Annotated in this window: 17 protein-coding genes; 15 read left to right on the forward strand and 2 right to left on the reverse strand. The window is 63.7% G+C overall.

The window, feature by feature from the left end:
- Positions 1-6: 6 nt before the first annotated feature.
- The 11 genes from LQ232_RS11010 (at position 7) to LQ232_RS11060 (ending at position 10166) form a co-directional block, all read left to right on the forward strand.
- On the forward strand, positions 7-1179 hold the full coding sequence (locus tag LQ232_RS11010) for a hypothetical protein (RefSeq protein WP_230180361.1): 1173 nt from the start codon (positions 7-9) through the stop codon (positions 1177-1179).
- Positions 1176-1736, forward strand: a complete 561-nt coding sequence (locus tag LQ232_RS11015; RefSeq protein WP_230180362.1) for a hypothetical protein — start codon at positions 1176-1178, stop codon at positions 1734-1736. The genes LQ232_RS11010 and LQ232_RS11015 overlap by 4 nt, the downstream gene beginning before the upstream one ends.
- Positions 1736-2260 (forward strand): hypothetical protein, encoded by a 525-nt coding sequence (locus LQ232_RS11020; protein WP_230180363.1) that lies wholly within the window; start codon positions 1736-1738, stop codon positions 2258-2260. The genes LQ232_RS11015 and LQ232_RS11020 overlap by 1 nt, the downstream gene beginning before the upstream one ends.
- On the forward strand, positions 2257-4440 hold the full coding sequence (locus tag LQ232_RS11025) for a secretin N-terminal domain-containing protein (RefSeq protein WP_230180364.1): 2184 nt from the start codon (positions 2257-2259) through the stop codon (positions 4438-4440). The genes LQ232_RS11020 and LQ232_RS11025 overlap by 4 nt, the downstream gene beginning before the upstream one ends.
- Before the next feature lies 1 nt (position 4441).
- Positions 4442-4930, forward strand: coding sequence for a type II secretion system protein (locus LQ232_RS11030; RefSeq protein ID WP_230180365.1), 489 nt, complete (start codon positions 4442-4444; stop codon positions 4928-4930).
- Positions 4931-4940: 10 nt separating this feature from the next.
- Positions 4941-5321, forward strand: a complete 381-nt coding sequence (locus tag LQ232_RS11035) for a type II secretion system protein (RefSeq protein WP_230180366.1) — start codon at positions 4941-4943, stop codon at positions 5319-5321.
- Positions 5318-5815, forward strand: a complete 498-nt coding sequence (locus LQ232_RS11040; RefSeq protein WP_230180367.1) for a type II secretion system protein — start codon at positions 5318-5320, stop codon at positions 5813-5815. Before LQ232_RS11035 ends, LQ232_RS11040 begins: the two co-directional genes overlap by 4 nt.
- Positions 5812-6657 carry a LuxR C-terminal-related transcriptional regulator gene (locus tag LQ232_RS11045; RefSeq protein ID WP_230180368.1) on the forward strand — a complete coding sequence of 282 codons (846 nt, stop codon included), beginning with the start codon at positions 5812-5814 and terminating at the stop codon, positions 6655-6657. The genes LQ232_RS11040 and LQ232_RS11045 overlap by 4 nt, the downstream gene beginning before the upstream one ends.
- 46 nt (positions 6658-6703) lie before the next feature.
- Positions 6704-7522, forward strand: coding sequence for a PEP-CTERM sorting domain-containing protein (locus tag LQ232_RS11050; protein WP_230180369.1), 819 nt, complete (start codon positions 6704-6706; stop codon positions 7520-7522).
- A gap of 282 nt (positions 7523-7804) precedes the next feature.
- Positions 7805-8617 carry a PEP-CTERM sorting domain-containing protein gene (locus tag LQ232_RS11055; protein WP_230180370.1) on the forward strand — a complete coding sequence of 271 codons (813 nt, stop codon included), beginning with the start codon at positions 7805-7807 and terminating at the stop codon, positions 8615-8617.
- A 121-nt stretch (positions 8618-8738) separates the two neighbouring features.
- Complete coding sequence (locus LQ232_RS11060) at positions 8739-10166, forward strand: hypothetical protein (protein WP_230180371.1); 1428 nt, start codon at positions 8739-8741, stop codon at positions 10164-10166.
- A gap of 88 nt (positions 10167-10254) precedes the next feature.
- Here the strand turns inward: LQ232_RS11060 and LQ232_RS11065 are convergent, their stop codons facing one another.
- On the reverse strand, positions 10255-10749 hold the full coding sequence (locus LQ232_RS11065) for an arsenate reductase ArsC (protein WP_230180372.1): 495 nt from the start codon (positions 10747-10749) through the stop codon (positions 10255-10257).
- Between the two features lie 7 nt (positions 10750-10756).
- Positions 10757-11251, reverse strand: coding sequence for an arsenate reductase ArsC (locus LQ232_RS11070; RefSeq protein ID WP_230180373.1), 495 nt, complete (start codon positions 11249-11251; stop codon positions 10757-10759).
- A gap of 171 nt (positions 11252-11422) precedes the next feature.
- Between LQ232_RS11070 and LQ232_RS11075 the strand changes: the two genes are divergently transcribed.
- Genes LQ232_RS11075 through LQ232_RS11090 form a run of 4 tightly spaced genes read left to right on the forward strand, consistent with a single transcriptional unit; the run spans position 11423 to position 25602 of the window.
- The gene (locus tag LQ232_RS11075) at positions 11423-13063 is read left to right on the forward strand and encodes a ShlB/FhaC/HecB family hemolysin secretion/activation protein (RefSeq protein WP_230180374.1); all 1641 of its coding nucleotides are present in this window, start codon (positions 11423-11425) and stop codon (positions 13061-13063) included.
- Between the two features lie 47 nt (positions 13064-13110).
- A complete protein-coding gene (locus tag LQ232_RS11080; protein WP_230180375.1) occupies positions 13111-23466 on the forward strand; it encodes a filamentous haemagglutinin family protein in 10356 nt (3451 codons plus the stop codon).
- A 58-nt stretch (positions 23467-23524) separates the two neighbouring features.
- A complete protein-coding gene (locus LQ232_RS11085; protein ID WP_230180376.1) occupies positions 23525-25195 on the forward strand; it encodes a DUF2341 domain-containing protein in 1671 nt (556 codons plus the stop codon).
- Positions 25195-25602 carry a biopolymer transporter ExbD gene (locus tag LQ232_RS11090; protein ID WP_230180377.1) on the forward strand — a complete coding sequence of 136 codons (408 nt, stop codon included), beginning with the start codon at positions 25195-25197 and terminating at the stop codon, positions 25600-25602. Before LQ232_RS11085 ends, LQ232_RS11090 begins: the two co-directional genes overlap by 1 nt.
- The last annotated feature ends 10 nt before the right edge of the window (positions 25603-25612 follow it).

Genomic DNA, 25612 nt, shown 5'->3' on the forward strand with positions numbered 1-25612 from the left:
CGCCCCATGAGCGCGCAAGAAGGGCATGAGGCCGCGCTGAAAGCCTGGGCGCAATGGTGCGAGCACAACACGGGCAGCCATTGTGAGCTGGCTTTGTCAGGCCACTGGTTGATCACCTGTGCCGGTGAGCCGGAGCAGGCCTTGGCGCAATGGGATCACTACCTGGGTTTGAGTGCGGCGGCGCTGGACCAGGCCTGGGTGCTGCGATCAGTGCCGGCCAAGGCTTTGCACCTCAGTTGCGCCGCGCCCCGCGCGCTGGTGGATGGCCTGCAGAAGACGGCCCGTGAGCACTCGGTGAAACTGCGGTGGGTGGGACCTTGGTGGGCACGCGATGCGCAGCGGTGGCTGGCAGCACTGGCCAAGGCGTCAGACTCGTCCGTGGATGACCAAACCCTGCAGGCCATGGAGCCGGGCTTGTGCATCTACCTCACGGCGGGGCATGACGAGCAAGGCCAGCTTTGCCTGCGCCAGGTTTGGTCCGAAGTTTCAGAGGCCAGCGGCCCCACGGATGCCAAGGTATCCACGATCGAGATTTCGGCTGAGACGTTGCTGGCCAATTGGCCCAACCCGGGTTCAAAAACCTGGCAACCCGGTTGGGCGGATGCCTTGGATTTCGTCGGGCCGCGTGTCCGCACTGCGCTGTGGTCCTGGGTGCTGTTGATCATCGGCGTGGCGGCCAGCATGGCCGTGGCCGAGCGCGCGCAGCAGGGGGTGGTGGCCCAGGCCGAGGCCCAGGCCACGCTGCACCGGCTTGAACGTGCCAGGCACCAGCTGACCATGGCGCGCGCCGCACCGCGCTCTGCCTCGGCGCCCAGCCAGCCCACAAGCCAGAAGCTGGACGAAGCATCCACGCGCCAAGCCGTCCAGGTGGCGCAATGGCTGGCCTACCCGTGGTCAGAGGTCATCGCCAAAGTGGAGCAATCGGCGCAGCAGGAGCAAGCGGTGTTGACCGGCTTCAGTCTGGACATCGGCAGCCTTGGCGCCAAGCTTGATGCGCCTCCGCCCGTCCGCTTGCAGGCCGCGCTGCGCGACGATGCCTCGGCATTGCGGTGGGTGGCCGCGCATGGTGAAGGCGCGCAGATGCTGGGACGCAGCGCCTTGAGCGCGCCCTTCGAGACCATGACGGGCCACTATGCCCTGCGTGCAGAGGCCGTCTGGCCCGCCGGGGCGGCGCCATGACCGCAAGCACTTTGTTGAAACGCCTGGGCCTGCCCGGACTGCTCGGCACCTTATTGCTGGCTGGTGCGGCCTGGTGCCAGTGGGACTGGTTGCCCCGCCAGCGCGAGCAGGCCGAGGCGCAAGCCTCGAAAGCGCGCCAGCTTCGGCACGAGCTGCTGAAGGCCGGCCAGGCGGCTGAGGGCGCAGCCAGCGCACTGACGCCTGCCCAGGCCTGGCAGACCTTGTGGCAAAGCCTGCCCGATGCGGCGCAGCGCACACCCTTGCAAGCCAGCGTGATGGCCTCGGCCCGCGAGCGTGGCTTGGTCCTGACGACGGCGCAGTTCAATGGCGCCGCACAAGGCACCACGGGCTTGTGGCGCCAGCGCTTGATCCTGCCTGTTGAGGGCCGCTACGCCGATGTGCGGTCGTGGCTGGGTCAGTTGCTGGGCGAACCCGCCTTGAGCCTGGATGCCCTGGACATCCAGCGCACCGATGTGATGAGCGACACCGTCAAAGCCAAGGTGAGTGTGTCGCTGTGGTGGCATCAGGCCCCTTTGCCTGCAAAGGCGGTGCGCTGATGCGTCCACCCATGTTGATCGGCTTGATCCTGGCCCTGGCATTGACCGCCTGGGTGGCCTTGCAAGGCGACGATGGCACTGTGGAGCCCGCGCGCCAGGGCGCCGGCCCTGATCGCCGAGGCGGTGCACCTGCCGCCAAGCGCTCCATGAAAGTGGATGATGACCAGGCGCAGAGGCTGGTGAGGAGCGTGGCGCAATGGCAGTCTCGCCAACCTCTGCCGCCCTTGACGACGGACACCGCCGGGCCGTGGGCCTCGCAACGGCCGCCGCCACCGCCGCCTGTCGACACCGTGTCGGCCGCCCCGCCTCCTCCCATGGCGCCACCATTCCCCCACGCGTGGGTTGGCCGTTTCAATGATTCGGCCAACCGGGCCATCGTCGCCGGCATGGATGCAACCTGGGTGGTGGCCGTGGGCGACGTCATCGATGGCCAGTGGCGCGTCGACCAGATCCAAGAACGACAGATGAGCCTGACATATCTGCCCCTGCAGCAGCACCAGACCGTTGCCATGAAAGCACCATGAAGTACTTCCTACCAACGCTGGCTTGCGTGGCAGCCTTGCTGCTGAGCGCCTGCGCCAACCCGGCTTTGCGCGATGCCCAGGCCTTGAGCCAGGCCGGGCAACACGAGGCAGCCCTGGCGCAGTTGCAGTCCGCCCTCAAGCTGAAGCAGGACGATCGCGAGTTGCGCATTGCCGTGCTCAAGCAGATCGACACCACCGTGGCCTACCTGATCTACCAGGCCGATGGGGCCCGCGCTGCAGGGCGCCTGGACGAGGTCGAGGCCGTGCTCAAGCGGCTGGAGGCTGCCGCGCCGGAACACCCGCGCACCGTGTGGCTGCGCAGCGAGGTGGACCGGCTCAAGCGGCACCAACGGCTCTTGAGCGAAGCCCAGCAATCCTTTGATGCGGGCGCTTACGAGCGCGCCGAGGTCGCCTTGCGAGCCATCCTGAGTGAAGACCTGGGCAACACATCCGCCCGCAGCATGCTCACACGCGTGGAAGAACTGCGGGCCAACCAGACGCGCCAGGTCAGCACGGTGCAACTGGCCACGGCGGGCAAGCCGATCACGCTGGAATTCCGCGAGGCCAGCCTGCGCACCGTTTTTGAATCATTGGCCAGGGCCGCCAACGTCAACTTCGTGTTCGACAAGGATGTGCGCGGTGATGCCAAGGTCACCCTCTTCTTGCGCAACACCACGGTGGACGAGGCCATGCGCGTGATCCTGAGCACGCAGCAACTGGGCTCCAAACTGCTCAATGACAACACCATGCTGGTGTTCCCCAACACCTCGCAAAAGCAGCGCGATCTGCTGGACACGGTCACGCGCAGTTTCTACCTGGTCAACGCTGACCCCAAGCAGGTCCAGACCCTGATCCGCTCGGTGGCCAAGTCCCGCGATGTCTATGTGGACGATCGGCTCAACCTGGTGATCGTGCGCGACACGCCCGAGGTCATCCGACTGGTCGAGCGGCTGGTGCAAAGCGTGGACCTGGCCGACCCCGAGGTCATGCTCGAGGTCGAGGTGATGGAGGTCTCCAGCAAGAAGCTCACCGAGATCGGCATCACCCCGGTCGACAAGGCCAGCTATGGCGCGCTGCCCAGCACCATCAACACGCTGACCTCGCTCAAAGGCTTGCAGTGGAGCACGACCAACCCACTGGCCATCGCGACCTTGCGGGGCACCAGCGGCAGCACCAACATGCTGGCCAACCCCAAGATCCGTGCCCGAAACCGCGAGAAGGCCAAGATCATGCTGGGCGAGAAGCTGCCGGTGTTCACCTCCAACCTGGTGGCGGGCACGGGTGGCGGCGCATCCACCACCATCACTTACCTGGACGTGGGCCTGAAGCTGGACATCGAACCCCAGGTGCAACTGGACAATGACGTCACGATCAAGATCGCGCTGGAGGTGAGCACCGTCACCGGCCGGGTCGAGGGCCCCGCTGGCTCGGGCTCGTCGGCTTACCAGGTGGGCACGCGCCAGGCCACCACCACCTTGCGACTAAAGGATGGCGAGACCCAGATCCTGGCCGGCCTGATCAACGACGATGAAACCCGCAACTCCGCCGGCATCCCAGGGCTGCACGACTTGCCCATCGCAGGGCGCCTGTTCGGCACCACCAAGGACGAGCACAACAAGACCGAGATCGTGCTGCTGGTCACGCCGCACATCGTGCGCAACCTGCCGCAGCCCGACACCGCCGGGTCGGCCATGCCGTCGGGCACCGAGGCCCAGCCGGGGGCGGCGCGCTTGCTGATCAAGGAGGGCACGGCAGGCACGGGTGCTGGCCAGGGCTCGTCGGCCGGCTCGCGCCCTGTGGTGCCGAACCGCTTTCGGCCTGGAGCGTCGGCCGCCAAGGCCCAACCCCAGCCCGAGATCACGGGGCCTGAAGAGGTCATGCCTGGTGCGAGCTTCCAGGTCACGGTGCGCAACCCCACGGACCAGGCTTTGCAGACGACCGTGCTGTTTGACGCGCAGTGGCTCGTCGGGCCCGGCGGCGCCGAGGGCGGTGTCCCGATCGAGGTCCCGCCGCAGGGCAGCCAGGTGCTCACCTTGTCGGCCAAACCTTCCCGCACCCCGGGCGAGGCATCGCTGAGCCTGGCCAGCGGCGGTGGGGCCTTGTCGCTGCGCATCCGCCCTGCTGGTGCCGAGGCCATGCCTGAAGCCGAGGCCCCGGCTGCCCCCACCCCGGACCGCTGACATGGGCACGCGGCAATCCCATCGGCAACGTGGCTTCACCCTGATCGAGATGGTCGTGGTGGTGATGATGGTGGGCATCCTGGCCAGCGCAGCCATGCCCCTGGCGGCCTTGCACAAACGCCGCACCCAGGAGGCCGAACTCCACCTGGCCCTGCGCACCGTGCGCACCGCCATTGACGATTACAAGCGCGCTTGGGACCAAGGGCGCATCGAGAAGAAAGCCGATGAAACCGGCTACCCGCCCAACCTGGAGGTGCTGGTGCAGGGCGTTCCAGATGCCACCGCCCCCAATGGTGAGCGCATTTACTTTTTGCGCCGCCTGCCCCGCGATCCATTCTCCGACGACCCCAGCCTGCCGGCAGCCGCCACATGGGGACTGCGCAGCTACGCCAGTCCGCCCGATGCGCCAGCACCCGGCAAGGACGTGTTCGATGTCTATCCCTTGCGCGACGGGACGGCCATGGATGGCACGTCCTACCGCGATTGGTGAGCGAGATGCCATGAAGCCAGCACGCGGATTCACCTTGATCGAACTGATCGTGGTGCTGGCCATCATCGCACTGTTGGCCAGCATCACGGCCCCACGCTACTTCAGGTCGGTGGAGAACGCCCGCGAGGCCAGCTTGAGAACTTCCCTCAACGTGATGCGCGATGCCATCGACAAATACCTGGGTGACCGCGGCACCTACCCCGCCTCATTGGACGACCTGGTGCAACGCGGCTACATCCGCCAGATTCCGCAAGACCCCGTCACGGGGCGGCCCGACAGCTGGCAAATGCTGCCACCACCGGTCGACAGCACCTTGCAAGGCGGCATGGCCGATGTGCGCAGCGGCGCCACGGGCAAAGGCCAGGATGGCACGCCTTACAGCGATTGGTGAGCACCATGCCCGTGCCCCGGCAAGCCCGTTCCATCGCAGGGTTCACCTACTTGATGTTGCTGTGGTGGGTGGCCGTCAGCAGCGTGTTGCTGGCGGCTTTGGGCCAGAGCTGGGCCATTGAGGCGCGTCGCCAGCGTGAAATGGAACTGGTGTTTCGCGGCGAGCAGATCAAGGCGGCCTTGTTGTCCTACCAGGAGGCCTCGCCCACGCTGCCCAAGACTTTTCCCACACGCCTGGAGGATTTGATTGAGGACCAGCGGGGCCCGGACATCAAGCGCCATTTGCGGCACCTGTGGCCCGACCCCATCACGGGTTCCACGACCTGGGGTTTGGTGCGCGAGGGCGGGTTCATCCGAGGTGTGTACAGCACATCAGACAGGCAGCCCTTGCGTGCACCTCAGGGCATCAGCAGTTACCGGGAGTGGCGATTTGAAGCAGATGAATCAACCGTCAACAAACCGTCACCGGATGTGCCTAGCATCGCCACCCCATGAGCCTCCAATCCCTTGCGCCTGAACAATCCGAATCTTTGCTGCGCCTGATCGAGGCATCGGTGCAGGTTTCGCGACGCTATCAGTTCTACTTGTGGACGCAAGGCGATCTGCAGCGCTTGATGCAGCACAAGCTGTCCAGTTGCGGTGCCTATGACATTGGCATGCGCGAACTGGCCTTTGACGTGCTCAACAGCGTGGTGCTGCCCCCCGAGCTGATCGCGGCCTTGGCCGATGGGCATTCCCCTGTCATGACCTATTTGTTGACCGAGTGGGGAAAGTCACGCCAGCAAGCATGCTGGATCGACCTGACCGACTTCGCGGCGCTGGACGCCGTGGCCGCGGGTTTGTGTGACATCGGCTACCGTTGCTTGCTGACCCACGGCGCCAGCCGGCCCGGGCGTCCCAACGACATGGAAAGCTTTTTTGTGTTTGGTCTGCCGGGTGCCAAGCCCGATGAGCAATCGGCCTACGCGCTGAACATCATGATGCCCTACCTGCACGCCACTTACCTGCGCGTGCACACCACTGAGCGTGAGATGGCCGTGCCAGGCCGGGCCGGGCGTGGGGGGTTCTCCGAACCCGGCCGTGCCCGCTCGGCGGTCTCCATCACGGAGCGCGAACGCGAGATTTTGCGTTGGGTGCGAGATGGCAAAAGCAACCAGGCCATTGCTGAAGAACTCAACATCAGCGCGCTCACGGTCAAGAACCACATTCAAAAGATCTTGCGCAAGCTCACGGCCGCCAACCGCGCGCAGGCGGTGGCCAAGGCCATGTCCATGAACTTGTTCGGGTCGGGCCAAGAGGCGGCATCTTCAACCCCCGTGGTGCAGTGGACGACGTGATCGTCAACTCCGATCGGATCAGAAAAAATTCTGGGAGGAATTGAACATGAAATCGATCGCTTTCTTGGCCACGGCCACCATCGCCATGGCCGGCACGGCATTTGCAAAAATTGGCACGCCCGTTGAAACACATGACGGCGGCGAGATGTTTTTCAGCCTGTTCAGCCAAAGTGCCGGAACCACCTACCAGTTGGACACCGGTGTTCTGGTCATGGACTTCCCCGCCCTGGCCAACAACTCGTTTGGGACTTTATGGCGATTCAGCCTTGACGCGACCAATGATGCTGCTTTCGCAGCCTTTCTGGTAGCCACGGGCCCGGCCAGTGACATCAGTTTCTCGCTGATGGGGGGCGACAACAGTGGTGTCACAGCTGCTTCGCGGTCATTGATCACCACGGTGCGACATGGCGGTGATGTTGATTCCATCACCAATGGCAACTTGGTGAATGGCATGTCGGCCATGACGACCAACTACCTGGATGGCATCAGCGGAGTGAACAGCAAGCACCCGGCGGGCATGCTTTCCAACGGGTCCAGCTTCTTCACCCAGGCCGAAGGCAATGGCCACTACTACACAGCGCAAACCGATACGCTGAGCGGCAATCTCGCCATTGGCAATGACAACCGACTTGGCACCCTGACGGCGGTTTACCAGTTCACCCGGTCCAGCACGGGTTCGTTGGGTGACGCCAATGAAGCGCTGTTGGGTTTCCTGGATGTTCGACAAGTCAGCCGCGATCAGTACGACGTTGATTTTGGCTTCCGCCCCCTCACTTCGGAGGCACCGGAGCCTTCCAGCATGGTGCTGGCCCTGATCGGCCTGGTGGCCTTTGGTGCGTTGGCGGACCGCCGACGTGCCGACTGAGTGCGATCTTGTTGTCCGCTGCTTGAAAAATAGTCCGAACGGACTACGAACCAACCCCCGAAATCGGCATGGCGTGTCACTTGCGTATCGAACAATCCGAGTTGTTGAGAAATTAACAAGAAGTTGAATTTCACGCGTTCTTTGATGAGTTTGCCCTGGCGGGCAAGCCGCCCAACGACATCACCGCACAAGACCTCACACGGGGGGGCTTCGCTTGCCAGTGGTCGCGACCAGGCGGTTGTTCACAACCTTTCCTATCCCTACCCTTTTGGAGAAACAAGCATGATGAAGATCAAGACCCTGGTGGCTGCTGCTGCCTTTGCCGTCACTGGTTCCGCCTTCGCCAGCATCGGCAGCCCCACCGCCACCACCGACGGCGGCGAAATGTCCTTGCACCTGTTCAGCCAATCCGCTGAAGTCACCTACCAGCTCGACTCTGGCGTTCTGTTCAAGGACTTCAACTTGGCCGCGCTGGCCAAGGCAGCTCCTTCCACCACGCCTTACACCTGGAACACCACACTCGACACCGCGACGGACACGGCTTTTGCCTCGTTCCTGGCTGTGGCTGGTTCTGCTTCCGACCTGAGCTTCGCCTTCTGGGGCGGCGACAACAGTGGCGTGACTGCAGCTGCTCGCAGCATGGTCTCCACCGTGCGCGCTGGTGGCGATGCTTCCGTCATCACCAATGGCAACATGGTGGACAGCATGAATCAGATGGGCAACTACATCGCCATCGTGAACGGCAAGCAAGGCCTGGTCACCAACGGTTCCAGCTACTTCACCCAGTCTGAAGGCGCCGGCCACTACTATGTGAATGACAAGCCCACGATGCTCACCAAGTTCCCCATCGGCAACGACGGTCTCGTGGGCACCAGCCTGGACGTGTACAGCTTTGTTCGTTCCAGCACTTCGCTGGGCGGTGATGCCATCGAAACCAAGATTGGCACGTTCACGGTCAGCCAGCTGAACGACACCCAGTACAGCGTTGCTTTCAGCACCCCAGCGGCTGCTGTCCCCGAGCCCACCAGCATGGCCTTGGCCCTGGTTGGTCTGGGTGGCCTGGGCCTGATCGCTCGTCGTCGCCGCGCCAAGTAATCCTGACAGGCCGTTTCAGGCCTGTTGCTCCACTCGCATCCGTGACTCAACCTCCTGGGCCTTTTTGGCTCGGGGGGTTGCTTGAACACGCCCCCTCGCTGAAATTTTCAAGGATTCCACCATGAAACTGCGCATCGTTACCCTGGCCGCTCTGGCCGTCATCGCTGGCCAAGCCCAAGCCCTGACCATTGCAGACATCGCCACCAAGCGTGCCTTGCCAACCACCAATCCTGACAAGCTGATCGAAATCGACTTCGCTGGTGCTTCGGCCCTGTCTGCCGTCATCGGTGGCCTGTTCACGCAAAACTGCGTGGCTGGCACACTCGACACCTATGTGAGCGACTTCACCGACGCAGCATTCGCTGGCGACACCGCCAACGGCCAATCCGTCAAGGCCTACAGCTGCCGCATCATCGTTGACACCGCCACAGTCAAGAATGACTTTGGTGCTGCTTTCAGCGGCAAATACGTGGTTTTCCAGAAGTCTGACCAGGGTGGTTCGGGCAATGGCGTGTTCCCCGTCGCCTACAACAAGGCACTGCCATTTTTGAACCTGACGGCCGCCAACTGCGTCGGTCTGGTTTGCAAGAGCAATGGTTTCTCCAAGGCGCCAGATGGCGGCGTGTCTGACGTGGCACCCTCGTCTTTCAACCCCGAGAAGAACCGTCCTGCCGTGCCCGTGGACTTCACGAACACCAGCCTGTTCCCCAACGTGTCCAACACCAACTTCGCCCGCGTTGATGGCGTGGTGAACACCGTGTTCGGTCTGGCTGTCAGTGCCCCTTTGTACGCCGCACTGCAAGCTGACCAAGGTCTGGCTTCTACCGTTCGTCCCACCGTGCCCAAGGCCGTCATCGCTTCGATGCTGTCCAACGCGTTTGACCCCAGCATCAGCTGGAAGGCATTGCTGCCCAACAGCCCAGCGGTCAATGTGCAGCAGATCAACATCTGCCGCCGCGTGAACGGCTCTGGTACGCAAACCTCGGCCAACGCCTTCTTCCTTGAGTATCCACGCAGCGCCTACGCCCTGATCCCCGCCACCAACGCCGACAACTCCGAGTTCCCCAACGACTTGGCCAACATCGGCTCCGCCGGCACCATCATGGTGTACGAAGGTTCGTCGTCGGGCAACGTGCGTTCCTGCCTGGACAAGGCCAACGACACCTCGTCGTTCGCCATTGGCCACATCTCGCTGGAAAATGCTGAAACCGCCAAGTGGAAGTTCGCAGCCGTTGACGGCGCCGTTCCAAGCCGGGACAACGCCAAGAAGGGCCACTACCACTACGCGTTTGAATCGACCATGCAAATCAACAATGCCGCTGCCGCCACGCAGAAGAGCTTTCTGAACGCCATGATCGATGCTTCCAAGAAGTCGGTCAACCTGAGCTCGCTGTCTGTTGCTGCACAAAATGGCGTGATGGCACTGCCCACCGCGACCGATTGCGCCGCCGCTGACTTTGGCAGCTACGCTCCTGGCTCCACCGCCGAGAAGTTCTGCTCACGCGTCAGCCGCCCTGGCGTCGACGACGTGCTGGTCATCTTCCGTTAATGACTGATTGGCCCTGTATGGGGGCCAATGCAAGCTTGAAGCCAAGCCCCGCAGTGCCTCACGGTCCTGCGGGGCTTTTTCTTGGTGCTCAGTTCTGGCTGATGTCGGTCAGCGCGCGTTGCAACTCGTCATGGCTCATCGTGCCCAGTGGCAGCTGAAGCAGTTGCAGCATGCGGTAGCCAATGGCTTGTCGTGTCAGCTCAAAGGCCAGGCGCTTGCCCTCGTCGCCACCTGGCGCATTGGATGGATCGGCGTAGCCCCAATGCACCTTGACCGGACTGCCTGGCCAGTAGGGGCAGGTTTCTGCCGCAGCGCTGTCGCACACGGTGATGACCACGTGCACCTCGGGGGCGCCATCGGCCACGAACTCGTCCCAGCTTTTGCTGCGGTAGCCGGTGGTGTCGATCCCGGCGTTGGTGAGCGCCTCTAGCGCAAAGGGATTGAGGTGGCCGCTGGGCGCGCTGCCCGCGCTGTAGGCGCGCACATCGCACCCCAGCTTTCGGGCCCAGTGGTTGAGCATGCCCTCGCTCAGCACGCTGCGGGCGGAGTTGTGGGTGCACAGGATCAGGACGTTGGTGGTCATGGTGGCCTCAGGCTTTGCCGATGGTGTTGAGGTCGCTTTGAATCGACAGTGAGTTCAAGCTCTTGTCGGGCAGCGACAGCATCAGCTCGATACGGCGCTTCAGGATGATGGCGACATCCATGAAGGCCGCGCGTTGCTTGTCCTCGGGGCCTTCCACGGCGGCGGGGTCGTAGACGCCCCAATGGGCCGTCATGGGTTGGCCGGGCCAGACGGGGCAGGCTTCTCCCGCTGCGTTGTCGCAGACCGTGAACACGAAGTCCAGCAAAGGTGCCCCAGCCAGGGCAAATTCATCCCAGTTTTTGCTTCGGTAGCCATCGGTGGGCAGCTTCCAGTGCTGCAGGGTTTGAAGTGCCAAAGGATGGACTTCACCCTTGGGGTGGCTGCCGGCCGAGTAAGCCTTGAAGCGGCCCTGCCGCATGTCGTTGAGCAGGCCTTCTGCCAGGATGGACCGGGCAGAATTGCCCGTGCAGATGAAAAGAACGTTGTATGGCTTGTCGTTCATGACGCACTCCGTGTTGGATACTATTCAATAATAATTGAATGGTTGAATGCAATCATGACATTTTCGTGACACCCATTCGCGGGGCGCCTGCCGCATTGCGACACGCATGAGCCGTACGGCTCATGTTGGCGCGTGGAAGTTTCATCGCCGTTGGTCAGACTCGCGGCCACCATGAAGTCCATTTTCCCTAACGTGCTCTTTCGTCTAAAGCCGCTTTGCGCTGCCTTGGCCTTGTGCTGTGTGCCTTTGGTTCAGGCCGCAGAGCCCGACGTTATCCAGGCCAGTCGTTTCGACATCCAGGAGTTCGAGATCGAGGGCAACAGCGTCTTGCCCGTCACCTTGGTTGAAAAGGCCGTTCAGCCATTTTTGGGGCCCGACAAAGCCCTGGCAGACATGGAAGGCGCCCGTGCTGCGCTGGAAAAGCTGTACCAGGACACCGGCTACATCTCCGTCTATGTGGAGGAGGCCAGTGGCCGCATCCCGGAAGACGGCATCGTGCGCTTGAGGGTGGTGGAAGGCACGATTGGCCGCGTCAAGGTCAGCGGATCGCGCTATCACAGCCAGGCTTACATCCGCGACAAGGTGCCTGAGATGGAGCCCGGCAAGGTGCCCAACTTCACGCTGGCCCAGGCGCAATTGGCTGATCTGAACCGCACTGAAGAGCGGCGTGTTCAACCCGTGGTCAAGCCGGGCCAGGTGCCCGAAACGGTGGACATCGAGTTGCAGGTGATCGACCAGTTGCCCATGCAGTTCAATGTGGAGTTGAACAACCGCCAAGTGCAGTTCACCGAGCCCTGGCGCTTGCAGGCCACGGCACGCTACAACAACCTGTGGCAGGCCGACCATTCGCTGTCGATCACGGCCATCACCACCCCTCAGAACCTTGACCAAAGCAAGGTGTTGGCAACGTCGTACACCATCCCTTTGCAAGGCAGCGACGCCTGGCTGGGTTACGCCGTGCTGTCCGACAGCCTGGTCGAGCCGCTGGGCTCGGCCAATGTGGTGGGCAAGGGCTTTGTGCTGGGCGTGAAACGCATCTGGGGCTTGCCGGGCAGCAGCACCTTGCAACACACACTGGCCTTCGGGGTCGATTACAAAGACTCGCAAGAGCGCATCAAGGCTGATGGCAGCGAGTTGTCCAGCCCATTGCGCTATGTGCCAATCAAGCTGGATTACAACGCCAACGTGCAAACCGAGGACACCAGCTCGACCTTGTCCTTGGGCGGGGTGTTTGCCTTGCGCGGTGTGGTGCGGCAGTCCCTGGATTGCGCCGACACGGGCGCGGTGGACCAGTTCGCCTGCAAGCGCGAAGGTGGGGATGGCAGCTTTGCGGCCATGACGATTGATGCGACCCACACTCGCCCCTTGTGGCGTGGGGCGCTGGAAGGCTGGCAGACCCGGTGGCGACTGGGTGCCCAGATCACCAGCCAGCCGCTGGTGGGTGGCGAGCAGTTCTCGATTGGTGGCACGGACTCGGTGCGCGGCTACTACGAGGCCGAGGCCATTGGCGACGTGGGGGTGCACACGGGTGTTGAGTTGCGCACGCCCAATGTGGCCAAGCGAGAGGGGTATGGGCTCAGCGACCTGGACGAGTTGCAGGGCCTGGCTTTTGTGGAAGGGGGCTTGGTGCGCACCTTCAACCCGGGGTTTGCCAGGGCGCGAACCGGCTTGGCCTCGGCCGGGGTGGGCTTCAAGTTCAGGGCCCGCAAGGTTTTCAACGCCCAGGTGGACGTGGCCTGGCCGCTGCGCGCCACCGACGCCACGCAGAAGAACGATCCCCGTGTTCATGCCCGTTTGGGCCTCGATTTCTAAGCCTCTCCGCAGTTTGCCCGTTGTTTGCCGTTGACCAGAGATTTGCCATGACCACCTCACGCCGCCTTCGCCCTGGTACCCAGCCCGCCACCTTGCCTCGCCTGCGTCCGTTGGCCTGGGCCGCAGCGGTCTTGATGGGTTCGGCGTGGGGGGCTGCGCCCGGCGCACTGGACATCCCAGTGAAGTCCGATGTCTGGATCAAGCCTGGGCAAGGTGCCGGCAGCTATGTGGTGAACCAGGGCCTCAATTCGGTGACGGCCACGGTACAGCAAACGAGCAGACGCGCCATCTACAACTGGAAGTCGTTCAACATCGGCGCCAATGCCACCGTCAACTTCGACATGCAGGGCGGGGCCGGCTCCAGCGCCTTGAACCGCATCCACGATCAGAACCCCAGCCAGATCTTCGGCAAGCTCAATGCCAATGGCGAGGTGCTGCTGATCAACCGCAACGGGATCATCTTTGGCAAGACGGCGCAGGTCAATGTGCAGGGCTTGATCGCATCGACGCTGGACATCAATGACGACGTGTTCCTGGGAGGACTGACGACCATCGACACCACCAGCCCGACCTTTGAGTGGAAGGATGCCGAGGGCGTGGCCACCTATGCGCCAGAGGACAACTTTGTGAGGGTAGAAGCGGGTGCGGAGATCACCACGGCGTCCGGGGGGCGGGTGTTCCTGATGGCGCCCAAGGTTGAGAACGAGGGAGAGATCACCACGCCGGGTGGGCAGACCGTGCTGGCGGGGGGGGAGAAGGTCTGGCTGAAGTCGCCCGACCGTGACGCCATTTACGCATCGGAGGCTAATCCCAAGTTCACGGCCACGCGCGGCTTGTTGGTGGAAGTGTCTGGCGCGGGCAGTGCCAGCAACCTGGGCAAGATCCTGGCCGAGAAAGGCAACATCACTTTGGTGGGCTATGCCGTGCGCAATGCGGGCAAGTTGCAGGCCACTACCTCGGCCACGTCCAACGGGTCGGTGTTTCTGCAAGCACGTCGGGTGACCGAAACGCCCGCGGCCAACAAGCCGGTGATGGCAAACCAGGGTGGGCAATTGACCTTGGCGGAAGGCAGCCGCATCGAGATCACCCCCGACAACAGTGAGGCCTACGACAGCAACAGCACCTTCACCAAATCGCGCGTTCACCTGTCTGGCCAGACCATCTCTCTGGAGCAAGGGAGCGCCATCGTGGCCCAGGGAGGCATCGTCGACGTGCGTGCTGAGGACAGGCCAAGCTATTCCAACAGATCCATCGCGTTCCAAGGCGCGTTGGGAGATGACGGGGCTGATCCGTTCATCGGCGCGGGGGCCGCTCCTTCAACCACCGCCCGCATCGTGTTGGGCAAGGACGTGTTGATCGACGTGTCCGGCACCAAGGGTACCACCGTGGGCGTGGACCGCAACTTCGTGACCACCGAGTTGCTCGGTGCCACGGACCTGAAGGATGCACCTCTGCAAAAGGGCGGAGCGCTCTACCCCGGACAGGCGCAAACCAAACTCACCTTCGACATTCGCGAATCGGCCGCTGTGATCGGCCACACCAAGGACGATGTCGGCAGCAGTTACCTGCTTGGTGTGAAGAAGACGGCGGGCGAACGCCTGGCGGATGCGGGCAGCGTCATCCTGGCTTCGACGGGGGCTGTGGTCACGCACCAGGACAGCTTGGTCAACGTGTCAGGTGGCCAGGTCAACTACACCAGTGCCGTGGTCAAGCCCACGCAGTTGCTGGGTGCTGATGGCAAGGTCTACACCGCCAACACGGCTTCCAAGGATGTGCTGATCACCAAGGTGCTCAGCAAGGCCGACGCCGACGATACGCGCTTTGGCACGGTCGTGGCCCCGGGCACCAGCTTGCAGGGGCGGCTTGAGGCTGGCTATGTCGAGGGTCGCGCCGGTGGTGAATTTGCCGTCTATGCGCCCACGGTCGTGGCCCTCGGGCACGTCAAGGCGGACACTGTGGCTGGTGAGCGCCAAATCCGTGGTCAGGACAAGCTGGCTACAGCATCGGCGATCAGGCTGGGCTCTCTCAAGATGGCGACCCTGGGTGTTGGCGATGCCATCTTGCGGGGCATGACCATCAGCAAGGATGCGCAGGCCTTGTCTCCTGACTTCTGGAAGGACGCGATAGAGGGCAGCATCACCGGTGGTAATCGCGTGTCGGCCTCGGCGCTCAATGCCAGTGCCGCGGGTCTCATCGAAGTGGCCTCGGAGGGGAGCATCACCGTTGCCGATGGCACCGATTTGCATCTGGCCGATGCGGCCCAGTTGACCTTGCGTTCCAGGGCGGTGGACCTCGGCGATGGCATCGTCCTGGGGGGGCACATCACGGGGCATGGTGCCAATGTTCACGTCAGCACGGCCGCCGCGGTGTCCGCGCTGGAGGGGGGCGTGATGCCCTTGGGCGGTATCACGCTCAAGGCGGGCAAAGCCATCGACGTTTCCGGCAACTTCGTCAACCGCCAGGTCGGTGGTGCGAGCCAGCAGGCCGCCTGGGCGGGCGGGAATGTCACGCTGGCCTCGTCGGGCGGTTTGAACCTCCAGGATGGCAGTGCCATCAACGTGTCGGGGGGGGCCACGGTGTCGTCCGCAGGTGCGATGACCGGCACCCGCGCGGGTGCCATCGTGCTGGAATCGCAGAATTCCGTTGGCCCGCAGCAGGGCGTGTTCAGTGATGTCCATCTTGGGGCTACCCTGCAGGGCCAGCAAATGGTCAACACGGCCAAGTCCTTGAACGATGCTGGCCGCAGCGATGCGGGCAGCGGCAAGCTGCGCATCAAGGTGGGCGACATTCGGGTGATTGCGGCCGATGGTGGTCCTGCCACCATCCGTGGAGGTGTGAGCAAGGATGGCGTGACCGTCACCACGGACCTGTTCTCGCAGGGCGGCTTCCGGAACTTCGACCTGGAAGGTGTGAAGAATCTGGATGTGGCGGGCAACGCCGTCATTGAGCCGCGGGTCAGACAGTGGACGCCCAAGGCCAGCGCCGCTTGGGCCGCCACCGGCAGCTCCATGAACAACGTGGCGAGCTCGGTGGTAGATCCACAGGGTCAAATTCCGTCCGTCAACCTCAATTTGATGTCCAGGGGCTACCTGAACAACAATGCGACCGGCATGCAGAACAATGGCAGCTTGAGGTTGAACGCTGGCAGCCAGATCAAGCTTGGGCCCAAGAGCGTGGTCATGCTGACAGGGGGCAACGAGTTGCTCGTCAATGGCAGCGTGCATTCGGCGGGTGGAAAGATCGCCTTGGATCTGGCTGGACTGCCCAATGAGACCCTCACCAGACCCGTGGAATATGTCGGGCGGTATCAGGTCGGCAGCAAAGCCAGCCTTGATGTCTCGGGTGCGACGGTGCTCAAGCCCTCCAGCAGCGGGTTGCGCCAAGGGGAGGTCCTGAACGGAGGCAGCATCGGCTTGGGCCTCACCACCGGCACGGGCAGTGTCGTGATTGTGGCCGAGGGTGCGAAGCTCAAGGCCAATGGAGCGGTAGACGGCCTGGACGTGACATTGCCTTCGATGAGCGGGGGCACTGTCACCCAGCGGCAGATTGTGGCCAGCGATGGTGGCGCCATCAGCGTGACCGCCGGCATCGGCGGAGGCGTGTTGGCTGGCGATCTGCAAGCCAAGGCGGGTGGCGCCACTGCCATGGGCGGCGCCCTGTCGGTGAGCAGCACGGAGACCGTGCGCCTTCAAACCGGTCTGGTTGATGGCCAACAGTCGCCAGATTTGGGCGTCATCGCGGTGTCGGCCGACATGGTTAGGGAGGGTGGTTTTGCCGACCTCAAGCTTCAGGCGAAGGATCACATCGAACTGAAGGGCCGCGTTGATCTGACGATGCGCCGCAACCTGGTGCTTGATGCGCCAGTGCTGATGGCCAAGGATGCCGGTCAATCCTTGTTGAAGGCGGCCTCGGTGCTGTCCTGGACCAACACCAACGTCAGTAGCGGGCAGCCAGCGGCCGGTGAAGGATCGGGGGCCCAACTGGCGTTGCAGGGCTCCCTGCTGGACTTGTCGGGTCACGTGGCGACGGATGGTGTCAGTCAGCTAATCTTGATAGGCGACGAAGAGGTCCGCTTGCGGCCATCGGGAGCTGGGTTGACGAATGGTGGACTGAGCACGGCTGCTGATGTGACGATCCTGACCCAGCAAGTGGCAGGCAGCACCGGCGTCAACTACACCTTGGATGCATCGGGCCATGACCTGACCATCGACGGTGGCCGTTCGACGGCCGCGGCGCCCTTGTCCGTGGGGGCGAGCCTGACGTTCAAGGCCGCCACCATCGATCAGAAAGGCACCATCCAGGCGCCCTTCGGCCAGATCACCTTGAGCGCCACTGAGCGTGTGACCTTGCACGAAGGCAGCGTGACCTCGGTGTCGGGCGATGGGATCACCGCACCCTACGGCAGCACCACGGGCGGCCAGGACACCTGGCAGGTCAACGGTCAGACCATTGACCGCTTGCCCGAGAAAACCATCACCGTGGAGGCGCCCGGTCAGCTGGTGGAGTTGAAGGCGGGGTCCACGCTGGACCTCTCCGCCGGCGGCAAAGTTGTCGCGTGGGAGTTCGTGGCCGGGCCCAACGGCTCCAAGGATGTCTTCACGGGCAGCTTCGACACCACCGGCACCTTTGCCGTGGTGCCGACGGTCAAGGGCTACGCCCCGGTCGACGCCCAACTGCTGAGCGACACCGCCGGGGTCAACGATTTGCTGGGCTTCAACACCGCGCGCCAGATCACTTTTGGGGCTGGTGGGCCTTTGCCGGCGGGCACTTACACCGTCCTGCCCGCTCGCTACGCCTTGCTGCCGGGGGCCTTCCTGATCAAGCCGAGCAGCAAAGCCAACCTGGCCGTGGGGCAGAGCGTGGCGCAGCCCATCGGCTCGACCTTGGTGGGCGCGACACTGAGCACCCTGGGCGTCGGGGCCTCTTCAGCCCCGGCCACCACCTACGAGGTCATGTCCCAAGCCGTGGCCAGACGTTCCAGCGAGGTGCGCGAAGCCAGTGCCGACACCTTCTTCGCGGGCAAGGCGGCGGCCGCTGACCAGGCCGCACCGCGGGGCACGGCCCAAGGCGGCACGCTCAACCTGGCAGCCACGCGCTTGAGCCTGGAGGGCCGCGCGCTCTTCAAGAGCGGTGGGGAGTTGAACATTGCCTCGGACAAGATTCGCGTGGTGAGCGATGGCGCAGCGGCCAGCGCGGCCACCGCCGATCACCCCGATGCGCTGATCCTGACTGCGGATCAACTCAATGCCACCGGTGTCGGTTCGCTGATGCTGGGCGGCACGCGCCAAGGGCAGAGCACCACGGTGGCCAGCGGCGATGCCTCGGGCGGGGCGCGCCAGACCTTGGTGTCCGCCTCGGACGTGGTCATTGACCAGAACGTGAGTTTGCATGCGGGCGCGGACATCATCCTGGCCGCCAACGGCAGGGTTTTGGTGGCGGATGGCGCCCAGATCGAAGCCAAGGGTGCTGGGACTTCGGAAGCCCTGGCCTTTGATGGCGACGGTGCCTTGGTTCGCGTCAGCGCGGACAGTTCCGCCATCAGCGCACGCACCAACACCCTCCGCGAAAAAGGCGAGGTGGTGCTGGGTGAGGGCGCCGTCCTGACAGGTGGGGCCGTGACCGTGGAGGCGACCCAACGCACAGAGGTGGCCGGTACCGCCAAGCTCGCGGGTGACAGCGTGACCTTGGGGGCCGGCCGCATGGCGGTGGGCGGTGGCGCGGCGCAGTCGCTGGCCGATGCTGGCGATACCAGCACATTGCTGTTGAACCCGACTTTGGCCGCACAGTTGGCCCAGGCCAAAGCGTTGACCTTGCGCAGCTTCGATGGCATCGACTTCATCGGGCAGGCTCAGTTGGGAAGTGCGAATCAAAGCCGTCTGACCCTGGATTCGGCCGCCTTGCGCGTGCTGGATGGCCCCAGTGGTCAGCCTTCGGTGGCACATGTCCAGGCCGGCAGTGTCAGTTGGACCAATACCAGCGGCAGCAACGCAGTCGCGGCAGATGCGGCCACCGGGGGCAGCCGCTTGACACTGTCAGCCACTGGCGCCGGTGGTGCCGATGGCCATGTGCGTTTGGGCAGCGGTACGCTGGCCATGTCGGGCGCTGAAACCAACCGCATTGAAGCGGCAGGCAGCGTCGTGCTGCAAAGCCGGCGCCAGGCGGTGACCAACGCGCAAGATCAGGTGGTCTCCACCACGCCGGTGGTCACGCAGCTCAGCAGCACGGGTAACCTCACCTTGCAGGCGAAGTCCATCACCACGCGCACGGGTGACAACGGTGAGATCGCGGCCCAGGGGGCTTTGCGGATTGAGCGACCTGGTGATGCCGCGGGCAAGCTGGCGGCCACTGCTGGCTCGGGAGGGCGACTGACCCTCAAAGGCCAAAGCATTGAGCAAGCGGGCACGGTCGAGCTGTCATCAGGGGCCTTGCGTTTGCAAGCCGGTGGCGCCGACGGCCAAGATGCCATCACCTTTGGAGCTGGATCCATCACCAACCTGGCGGGGCGCAGCAAGGTGATGGACGGCATCACGGTGGCCACGCCCGGCGGGGACTTGAGCGCCACGGCGGCCGCGGGGCACATCCGCTTGAACGAAGGCAGCGTGATCGATGTCTCTGCAGGGGGTGGTGCTGCAGGCATCAGCGCCGGCAGCGTTAACCTGAGCGCGCCCACAGGACAGGTCAGCCTGGACGGAACCATCAAGGCCTTGGCAGGGGTGGGGCAAACCGGTGGCAGCTTGTCGATTGACAGCCTGGAGGCCGTGGACCTGGCCAAACTGGCCAGTAGCATCGCGGCGCAGCAAACAGCCCAGCAGCGCAATTTCAGCCAGGCCTTGAGCGTGCGGCAGCGCGCTGGCGACATGACGGTGGGCTCGGGCACCACCCTCCAGGCGGCGGACATCAAACTGGTCAGCGATGGCGGTGCCTTGACCATCAACGGGCAATTGGACGCCAGTGGCGCCCAGGCCGGATCGATCAAGCTGGCGGCCAAGGGCGACGTGATCCTGGCCGGCAGCGAGGGCCAACTGGCTGCCATCAAGGCGAACGCCACGCAGGCTGGCGCCAAAGGTGGCCAGCTGACCATTCACAGCGATGGTGGGTCGATTGGCCTTCGTGAGGACGCCGGGGTGAACCTGAGCGGCGGTGCAGCGGGCCAGGGTGGTCAGTTGGATTTGCGGGCCGTGCGCACAGCGGGCAACGAGGTGCCCATCGAAGCCATCGCGAGCCAGATGACGGGTGTTGACCGCATCACGGTGGAAGGCGTCAAGGTCTACCAGCAAAGCACGATCAACCAGACCTTCATCGACAAGGTCAAAGCCGACAACACCTTGTTCATCGGTGCCACGGGCCAGAACGCCAGCAAGATCGTGGACCGTCTGGCTTCGGTCAACCATGACCTGGCCAGCAAGCTCGCGGTGCGATCAGGCGCCGAGGTGCGCAGCACGGGCGACATGACCGTTTCGGCCGATTGGAATCTGCTGAGCTTCAATGCCAATGGCACCGTCAAGCCCACTGGCAACGGCCAACCCATGAACCTGACCTTGCGGGCGCAGGGTGATCTGAAGGTTCAGGCCAGCTTGAGCGATGGCTTCCGCTCATCGGGCACCAGTGCCACGGCGGCGGCCAAGGTGGCCCCTTTGGGGTTGATCACCCCTGGCGATGGCGCCGACCTGACCTTGGTGGCTGGTGCGGACTTGGGTTCATCCGACGTCACCGCCACCCAGCCTGTTTTGACGGGGGACGATGCCACCAATGCCAAGGGCAACGTCATCATCGGTGCGACCAACAAGGACGTGCTGGTTCGCACCACCACCGGGGACATCGTGGTGGCCGCGAGCCAGAAGGTGCAACTGCTCAACGACCGGGCGGTGGTCTACACCACGGGCCGTGTGGCTACGGACGCCGAAGTGGGCAGCCCGGTCGCGCCGCCGGTGAGTTCGCTCAACAATGGCTTGTTCATCGGTGAAGGCTCAGGCTTCAACCTGGTGCGCCAGGGCCTGTACCTGACGGATGCCGGCAGCGTGCAGCTCACGGCGGGCAGCGATGTTGAATCGTTGGCGACGGGCGCGGCCCAATACGGCACCGAATGGTGGTGGCGCGCCGGTGGCACTGTGGACGAGAAATTCGACTTGACCTGGTTCAGCCGCTACGACAAGTTCCAGCAAGGCATCGCCAGCTTCGGCGGCGGTGATGTTCGTGTGCAGGCGGGTGGCAGTGTCAGGAACATCGGGGTGTCGTCGGCCAGCAGCGGCTACGTGAGCGCTGCAACTGGCACCACCACGCAGTTTGCAGGTGGCGCGGTGGCGATCAAGGCCGCCGACGACGTCGAAGGCGTGTTCATCCACGCCGGTGGGGCCAGCCTGAACGTGGCCGCAGGTCGGGACATCAAAGCCAGCCCGACGCGGGCGGCACCACAAATCCACTATCAGGACACCTCGGCCAGCATCTGGTCTCGTCAGATGTTGAAGCTGGGCGCGATCACCGAGGTGGGCTCCGTGAACGCGGCCAGGCAGAACAAGTCCAAGGCGAGCTCTCAAGTGGTGGGCCTGGCGCCGAATGCCAGCATGGCCGTGCTGTCTTCTGGCGGAGATGTCTTGTTGAGTGCTGAACTGCCGGCCAACGACGAGGTAATGCAGAGCACGGACCTTGGCGTGGCGCACCTGTTCCCCAAGGTCACTCAGGTGGCCGCGCCCGAGGGCGCCTTGCAAGTGGCCACGTTGAACCAGGCCAGCGGCACGGGCGCCGACTTGAGTCTGTTGGCGCAGGGGGCGCTTCAGGTAGACAAGCTGCGGGTCAAGGTCCTTGATTCTGGCGCTGCGCCGATCGTCCTCCTTGTGCGAAACGTAAAAGATGGCAATGGCCCTTCCGATCTGACCTCGGTGTTCCTGCAGAAGGCATTCGAGCTCGGGTCGAGAGAGCCGGTAAGGATCCTGTCCGAGACCGGGTCCGTGTCCTTGAACGAGGCGCTGGTGAGCAACCCGGTCCGGGTGGTGGCCGCCAAAGACATCACCGCAGGGTCGGTGGTCTTGCAGCATCAATCGGATCTGGAGCTGTCATTGATCCAGGCCGGACGTGATGTCAACCTCATCACCAGCGTGACGGGCTTGAAGACGCATGGCCCAGGTGACGTGGTCGTGGCCGCAGGCCGGAACCTGAACGTGCTCACGGTGCCGGGCATCACCGCCCTGGGCAACCGCGAGAACGATTTGCTGCCCGAAGGCAGTGCCAACCTCACCTTGCTCGCCGGGGTGGACTTGGCCTCCGCGCAGAACTACGGCAAGGCCGCGCAAGACCACTACGAATTGCTGGGCGTGGCCGGCATCGGCAAGCTGTCGGGAACGGCTGAAGAGCGGCGAACGCAGGCCTTGGCCATGGCAGCGGAGAAGGGCCTGGACGGTGCCGAACTGCGGGCCTTTGTCCAACACCGGCTGACGCTGGCAGGGGCACCGACACTGGCCGAGGCCTTGGTGGCTTTCGATGCCATGCCAGTGGAGCAGAAGCTGCTGTTCATCAACCGCAAGCTGACAACCGACGTGCGCCAAGCGGGGCGCACCGCTGCGGTGGCGGCCACGGCATCGGCCAAGGAATTGGCCTATGCGCCGGCCTACCAGGCCATCGAGGCCGTGTTCCCGGGGTTGACCGATGGCAAGGCCACGGCCAATCTGATGATGGGCGCCAGTCAGGTCAAGACCTTGCAGAACAGCACGGTCACGGTGATGACGCCCGGCGGCGGCGTCAACGTCGGGCAATTGAGCGGCAGCGACTTGAGCGCAGCGGCTGAACTGGGCATCGTCACCACCTCGGGCGGCAACATCACGACCTTGGCGCGTGACAACATCGACATCAATCAATCCCGCATCTTCACGGTGGCCAAGGGCGATTTGTTGCTGTGGTCTTCCAAGGGCAACATTGACGCGGGTCGTGGTGCCAAGACCGTGACGGGGGCACCGCCGCCGGTCTTCCGGCTGGAAGGCGGGAACTTCGTGGTGGACACCTCTGGATCGTTCTCGGGCAGTGGCATTGCCGCATTGGACAAAGACAGCGCGCTTGATCTGTTTGCACCGCGCGGTGAGATCAACGCGGGCGATGCCGGCATCAAGGCCAATGGCGCTTTGACCCTCGGCGCCATCCGCGTTGTCGGTGCCGACAACATTGCCGCAGGCGGCCCGTCCATCGGCGTGCCTGCAGCCCCTCCCGTCGGCAACGCCGCCACCAACGTTGGCTCCCTGGGTCAATCCGCCACCGCGGCTGGCAACGACGCTGGCGAAAACAGCGCCTCCAAACGACGCAACCGACGCCAGGTTCTGCTGGAGTTGTTGGGTTTCGGTGGCGAACTACCCGATCCAGCGGCCGGTTGTCGTGATGGTGTCACGCAAAAGGGCGATTGTGCTGACTCTGCGAAGTGAGCCAATCGGCTCATCGCCGACTTCTCTCCTTTTGATTTGATGATTGATTGAAATGACCATGCGCAAATTGACGATGGCCCTGGCTTGGGCGGCCCTGGCGCCAGCCTTGTTACCGCAAACTGCCCACGCCTGGTGGAACCCTGACTGGACCCAACGCACGCGCGTCACCCTCAACACCACTGCGCAGGGCGTGGAGACCAAGGAGGCCGTGACGGCCACGGTGGTGCCGGTGCGCCTGCATTCTGGCAACTTCGACTTCCTGGCGGCCAAGCCCGATGGCAGCGACCTGCGCGTGGTGGCGGGCGACGACAAGACACCTTTGAAGTTCTGGGTGGAGCGCTTCGACGGCACCAACGAGCTGGCCTTGGTCTGGGTGCAAGTGCCCTCCATCCTGCCGGGCACCGACAAGAACGAGATTCACGTCTATGCGGGCAACGAGAAAGCCGCCGCCGAATCCAGTGGTGCCGATTTGCTGGACGCATCGACCGCCCTGGCGGTGCACTTCTCTGAGAAAGATGGTCCCGCCGCTTCCGCTGACCGCGATCCCAATGGCTTGATGGCTTCGGCGGCTCGCCTGAGCGGCAAGGCCCTGCTGTGGCCCGCCTCAGACAAGACCCGCGCGCCAGCGGCCGGTCCCTGGAGCGTGAGCCTGTGGGTCAAGGCCTCCAATGCCAATGGTGTGCTGTTCCAGCAGGGCCCCGTCAAGGTGGCGCTGGCCAATGGGCAGGTGCAGGCCTCGGTCGGCAATGTGCAGGCATCCGGCGGCCAAGTGCCGGTGGACGCCTGGGCCCACATTGCCGCCACCTTGGGCGGTGGCAAGTGGACCTTGTACGTCAATGGCGCCCAGGCGGCCCAAGTTGATGCCGCAGCAAGCATGGCCGCCATCGAAGGCGATGTGGCTGTGGGCGCTGGTTTGCAGGGCTTGGTGGACGAGGTACAGGTGCACACCACCGTGCGCAGCGCTGAATGGGTCAAGCTGGCCCATGCCGCCCAAAGCGCCGATGCAAAGTTGGTCGCCACCAAAACTGAGACCGCCGAAACCGCGGAATCTGGAGAGGGTGGAGAGCCCAGCCACATGGGCATCCTGGTGAGCAACCTCACCGTCGATGCCTGGGTGGTGATTGCCATCCTGGGCATCATGATGGTGTTGGCGTTCTGGGTGATGATCAGCAAATCCATGTTGGTGGGACGCACCGACAAAGGCAACCGCGCCTTCTTGCTGAAGTTCCGCGAAGCCAAGGATGTGATGGCAGTGCACGGCGCCTACCAGCACTCGTCGCTGGCCCGCTTGTACGCTGCTGGCTTGCATGAGTTGAAGAAGCGCGATGTGGGCCAGGCCGAGGCCAAGCCCTTGTCTGGTGCCTCGATCGATGCGGTGAAGGCCGCCATCGATGCCGACCTGGTCCGCGAAAGCCAGGAGTTGAACTCGGGCATCGTGCTGCTGACCATCGCCATCGCCGGTGGGCCCTTCCTGGGTCTGCTGGGCACCGTGGTGGGCGTGATGATCACCTTCGCGGCCATCGCGGCGGCGGGCGATGTGAACGTCAACGCGATTGCCCCAGGCATCGCGTCGGCCTTGCTGGCCACCGTGGCGGGCCTGGCCGTGGCCATCCCGGCCTTGTTCGGCTACAACTACCTGGCCTCGCGCATCAAGAACATCTCATCCGACATGCAGATCTTCATCGATGAGTTCGTGACCCGCGTGGCCGAAGTGCACGGAGCGCGCTGATGTCTGCTGACATCAAGGGCGATCTGCAGGCCTACGACGACATCAACATCACACCGATGTTGGACTTGGCGTATGTGCTGTTGGTCACCTTCATCATCATGACCACGGCCTCGGTGCAAGGCGTGAAGGTGAAGTCGCCCGTCACGCAGGCCGCCAACAACCTGGCCAAGCCGCAAACACGCGGGATCACCATCACCACCGATGGGCAGGTCTACCTGGACGCGTATCCCGTGACCATGGACCAGCTGCGCAGCAGTCTGGCCCAGTACAAGGCAGCCAATCCCAACCTGCCCGTCGTGTTGAAGGCCGACGCCTCGGCCCAGTACGAGAAGGTGATGGACGTGTTGAACGTGGCCAAAAGCCTGGACATCACCGAAATCGGCTTGGTCACCAAGCGCGCGCAGTAAGGAGCGCAGG

It is taken from the genome of Aquabacterium sp. CECT 9606 (assembly GCF_918741295.1).
Classification (GTDB): Bacteria; Pseudomonadota; Gammaproteobacteria; order Burkholderiales; family Burkholderiaceae_C; genus Aquabacterium.

Excerpts from the sequence above, each read along its gene's own strand:
- LQ232_RS11090 (WP_230180377.1), top strand. The coding sequence starts at position 25,195 with ATGTCTGCTGACATCAAGGGCGATCTGCAGGCCTACGACGACATCAAC.
- LQ232_RS11025 (WP_230180364.1), top strand. The coding sequence starts at position 2,257 with ATGAAGTACTTCCTACCAACGCTGGCTTGCGTGGCAGCCTTGCTGCTG.
- LQ232_RS11020 (WP_230180363.1), top strand. The coding sequence starts at position 1,736 with ATGCGTCCACCCATGTTGATCGGCTTGATCCTGGCCCTGGCATTGACC.
- LQ232_RS11075 (WP_230180374.1), top strand. The coding sequence starts at position 11,423 with ATGAAGTCCATTTTCCCTAACGTGCTCTTTCGTCTAAAGCCGCTTTGC.
- LQ232_RS11060 (WP_230180371.1), top strand. The coding sequence starts at position 8,739 with ATGAAACTGCGCATCGTTACCCTGGCCGCTCTGGCCGTCATCGCTGGC.
- LQ232_RS11070 (WP_230180373.1), bottom strand. The coding sequence starts at position 11,251 with ATGAACGACAAGCCATACAACGTTCTTTTCATCTGCACGGGCAATTCT.
- LQ232_RS11055 (WP_230180370.1), top strand. The coding sequence starts at position 7,805 with ATGATGAAGATCAAGACCCTGGTGGCTGCTGCTGCCTTTGCCGTCACT.
- LQ232_RS11050 (WP_230180369.1), top strand. The coding sequence starts at position 6,704 with ATGAAATCGATCGCTTTCTTGGCCACGGCCACCATCGCCATGGCCGGC.
- LQ232_RS11065 (WP_230180372.1), bottom strand. The coding sequence starts at position 10,749 with ATGACCACCAACGTCCTGATCCTGTGCACCCACAACTCCGCCCGCAGC.
- LQ232_RS11035 (WP_230180366.1), top strand. The coding sequence starts at position 4,941 with ATGAAGCCAGCACGCGGATTCACCTTGATCGAACTGATCGTGGTGCTG.
- LQ232_RS11015 (WP_230180362.1), top strand. The coding sequence starts at position 1,176 with ATGACCGCAAGCACTTTGTTGAAACGCCTGGGCCTGCCCGGACTGCTC.
- LQ232_RS11045 (WP_230180368.1), top strand. The coding sequence starts at position 5,812 with ATGAGCCTCCAATCCCTTGCGCCTGAACAATCCGAATCTTTGCTGCGC.
- LQ232_RS11080 (WP_230180375.1), top strand. The coding sequence starts at position 13,111 with ATGACCACCTCACGCCGCCTTCGCCCTGGTACCCAGCCCGCCACCTTG.
- LQ232_RS11030 (WP_230180365.1), top strand. The coding sequence starts at position 4,442 with ATGGGCACGCGGCAATCCCATCGGCAACGTGGCTTCACCCTGATCGAG.
- LQ232_RS11010 (WP_230180361.1), top strand. The coding sequence starts at position 7 with ATGAGCGCGCAAGAAGGGCATGAGGCCGCGCTGAAAGCCTGGGCGCAA.
- LQ232_RS11085 (WP_230180376.1), top strand. The coding sequence starts at position 23,525 with ATGCGCAAATTGACGATGGCCCTGGCTTGGGCGGCCCTGGCGCCAGCC.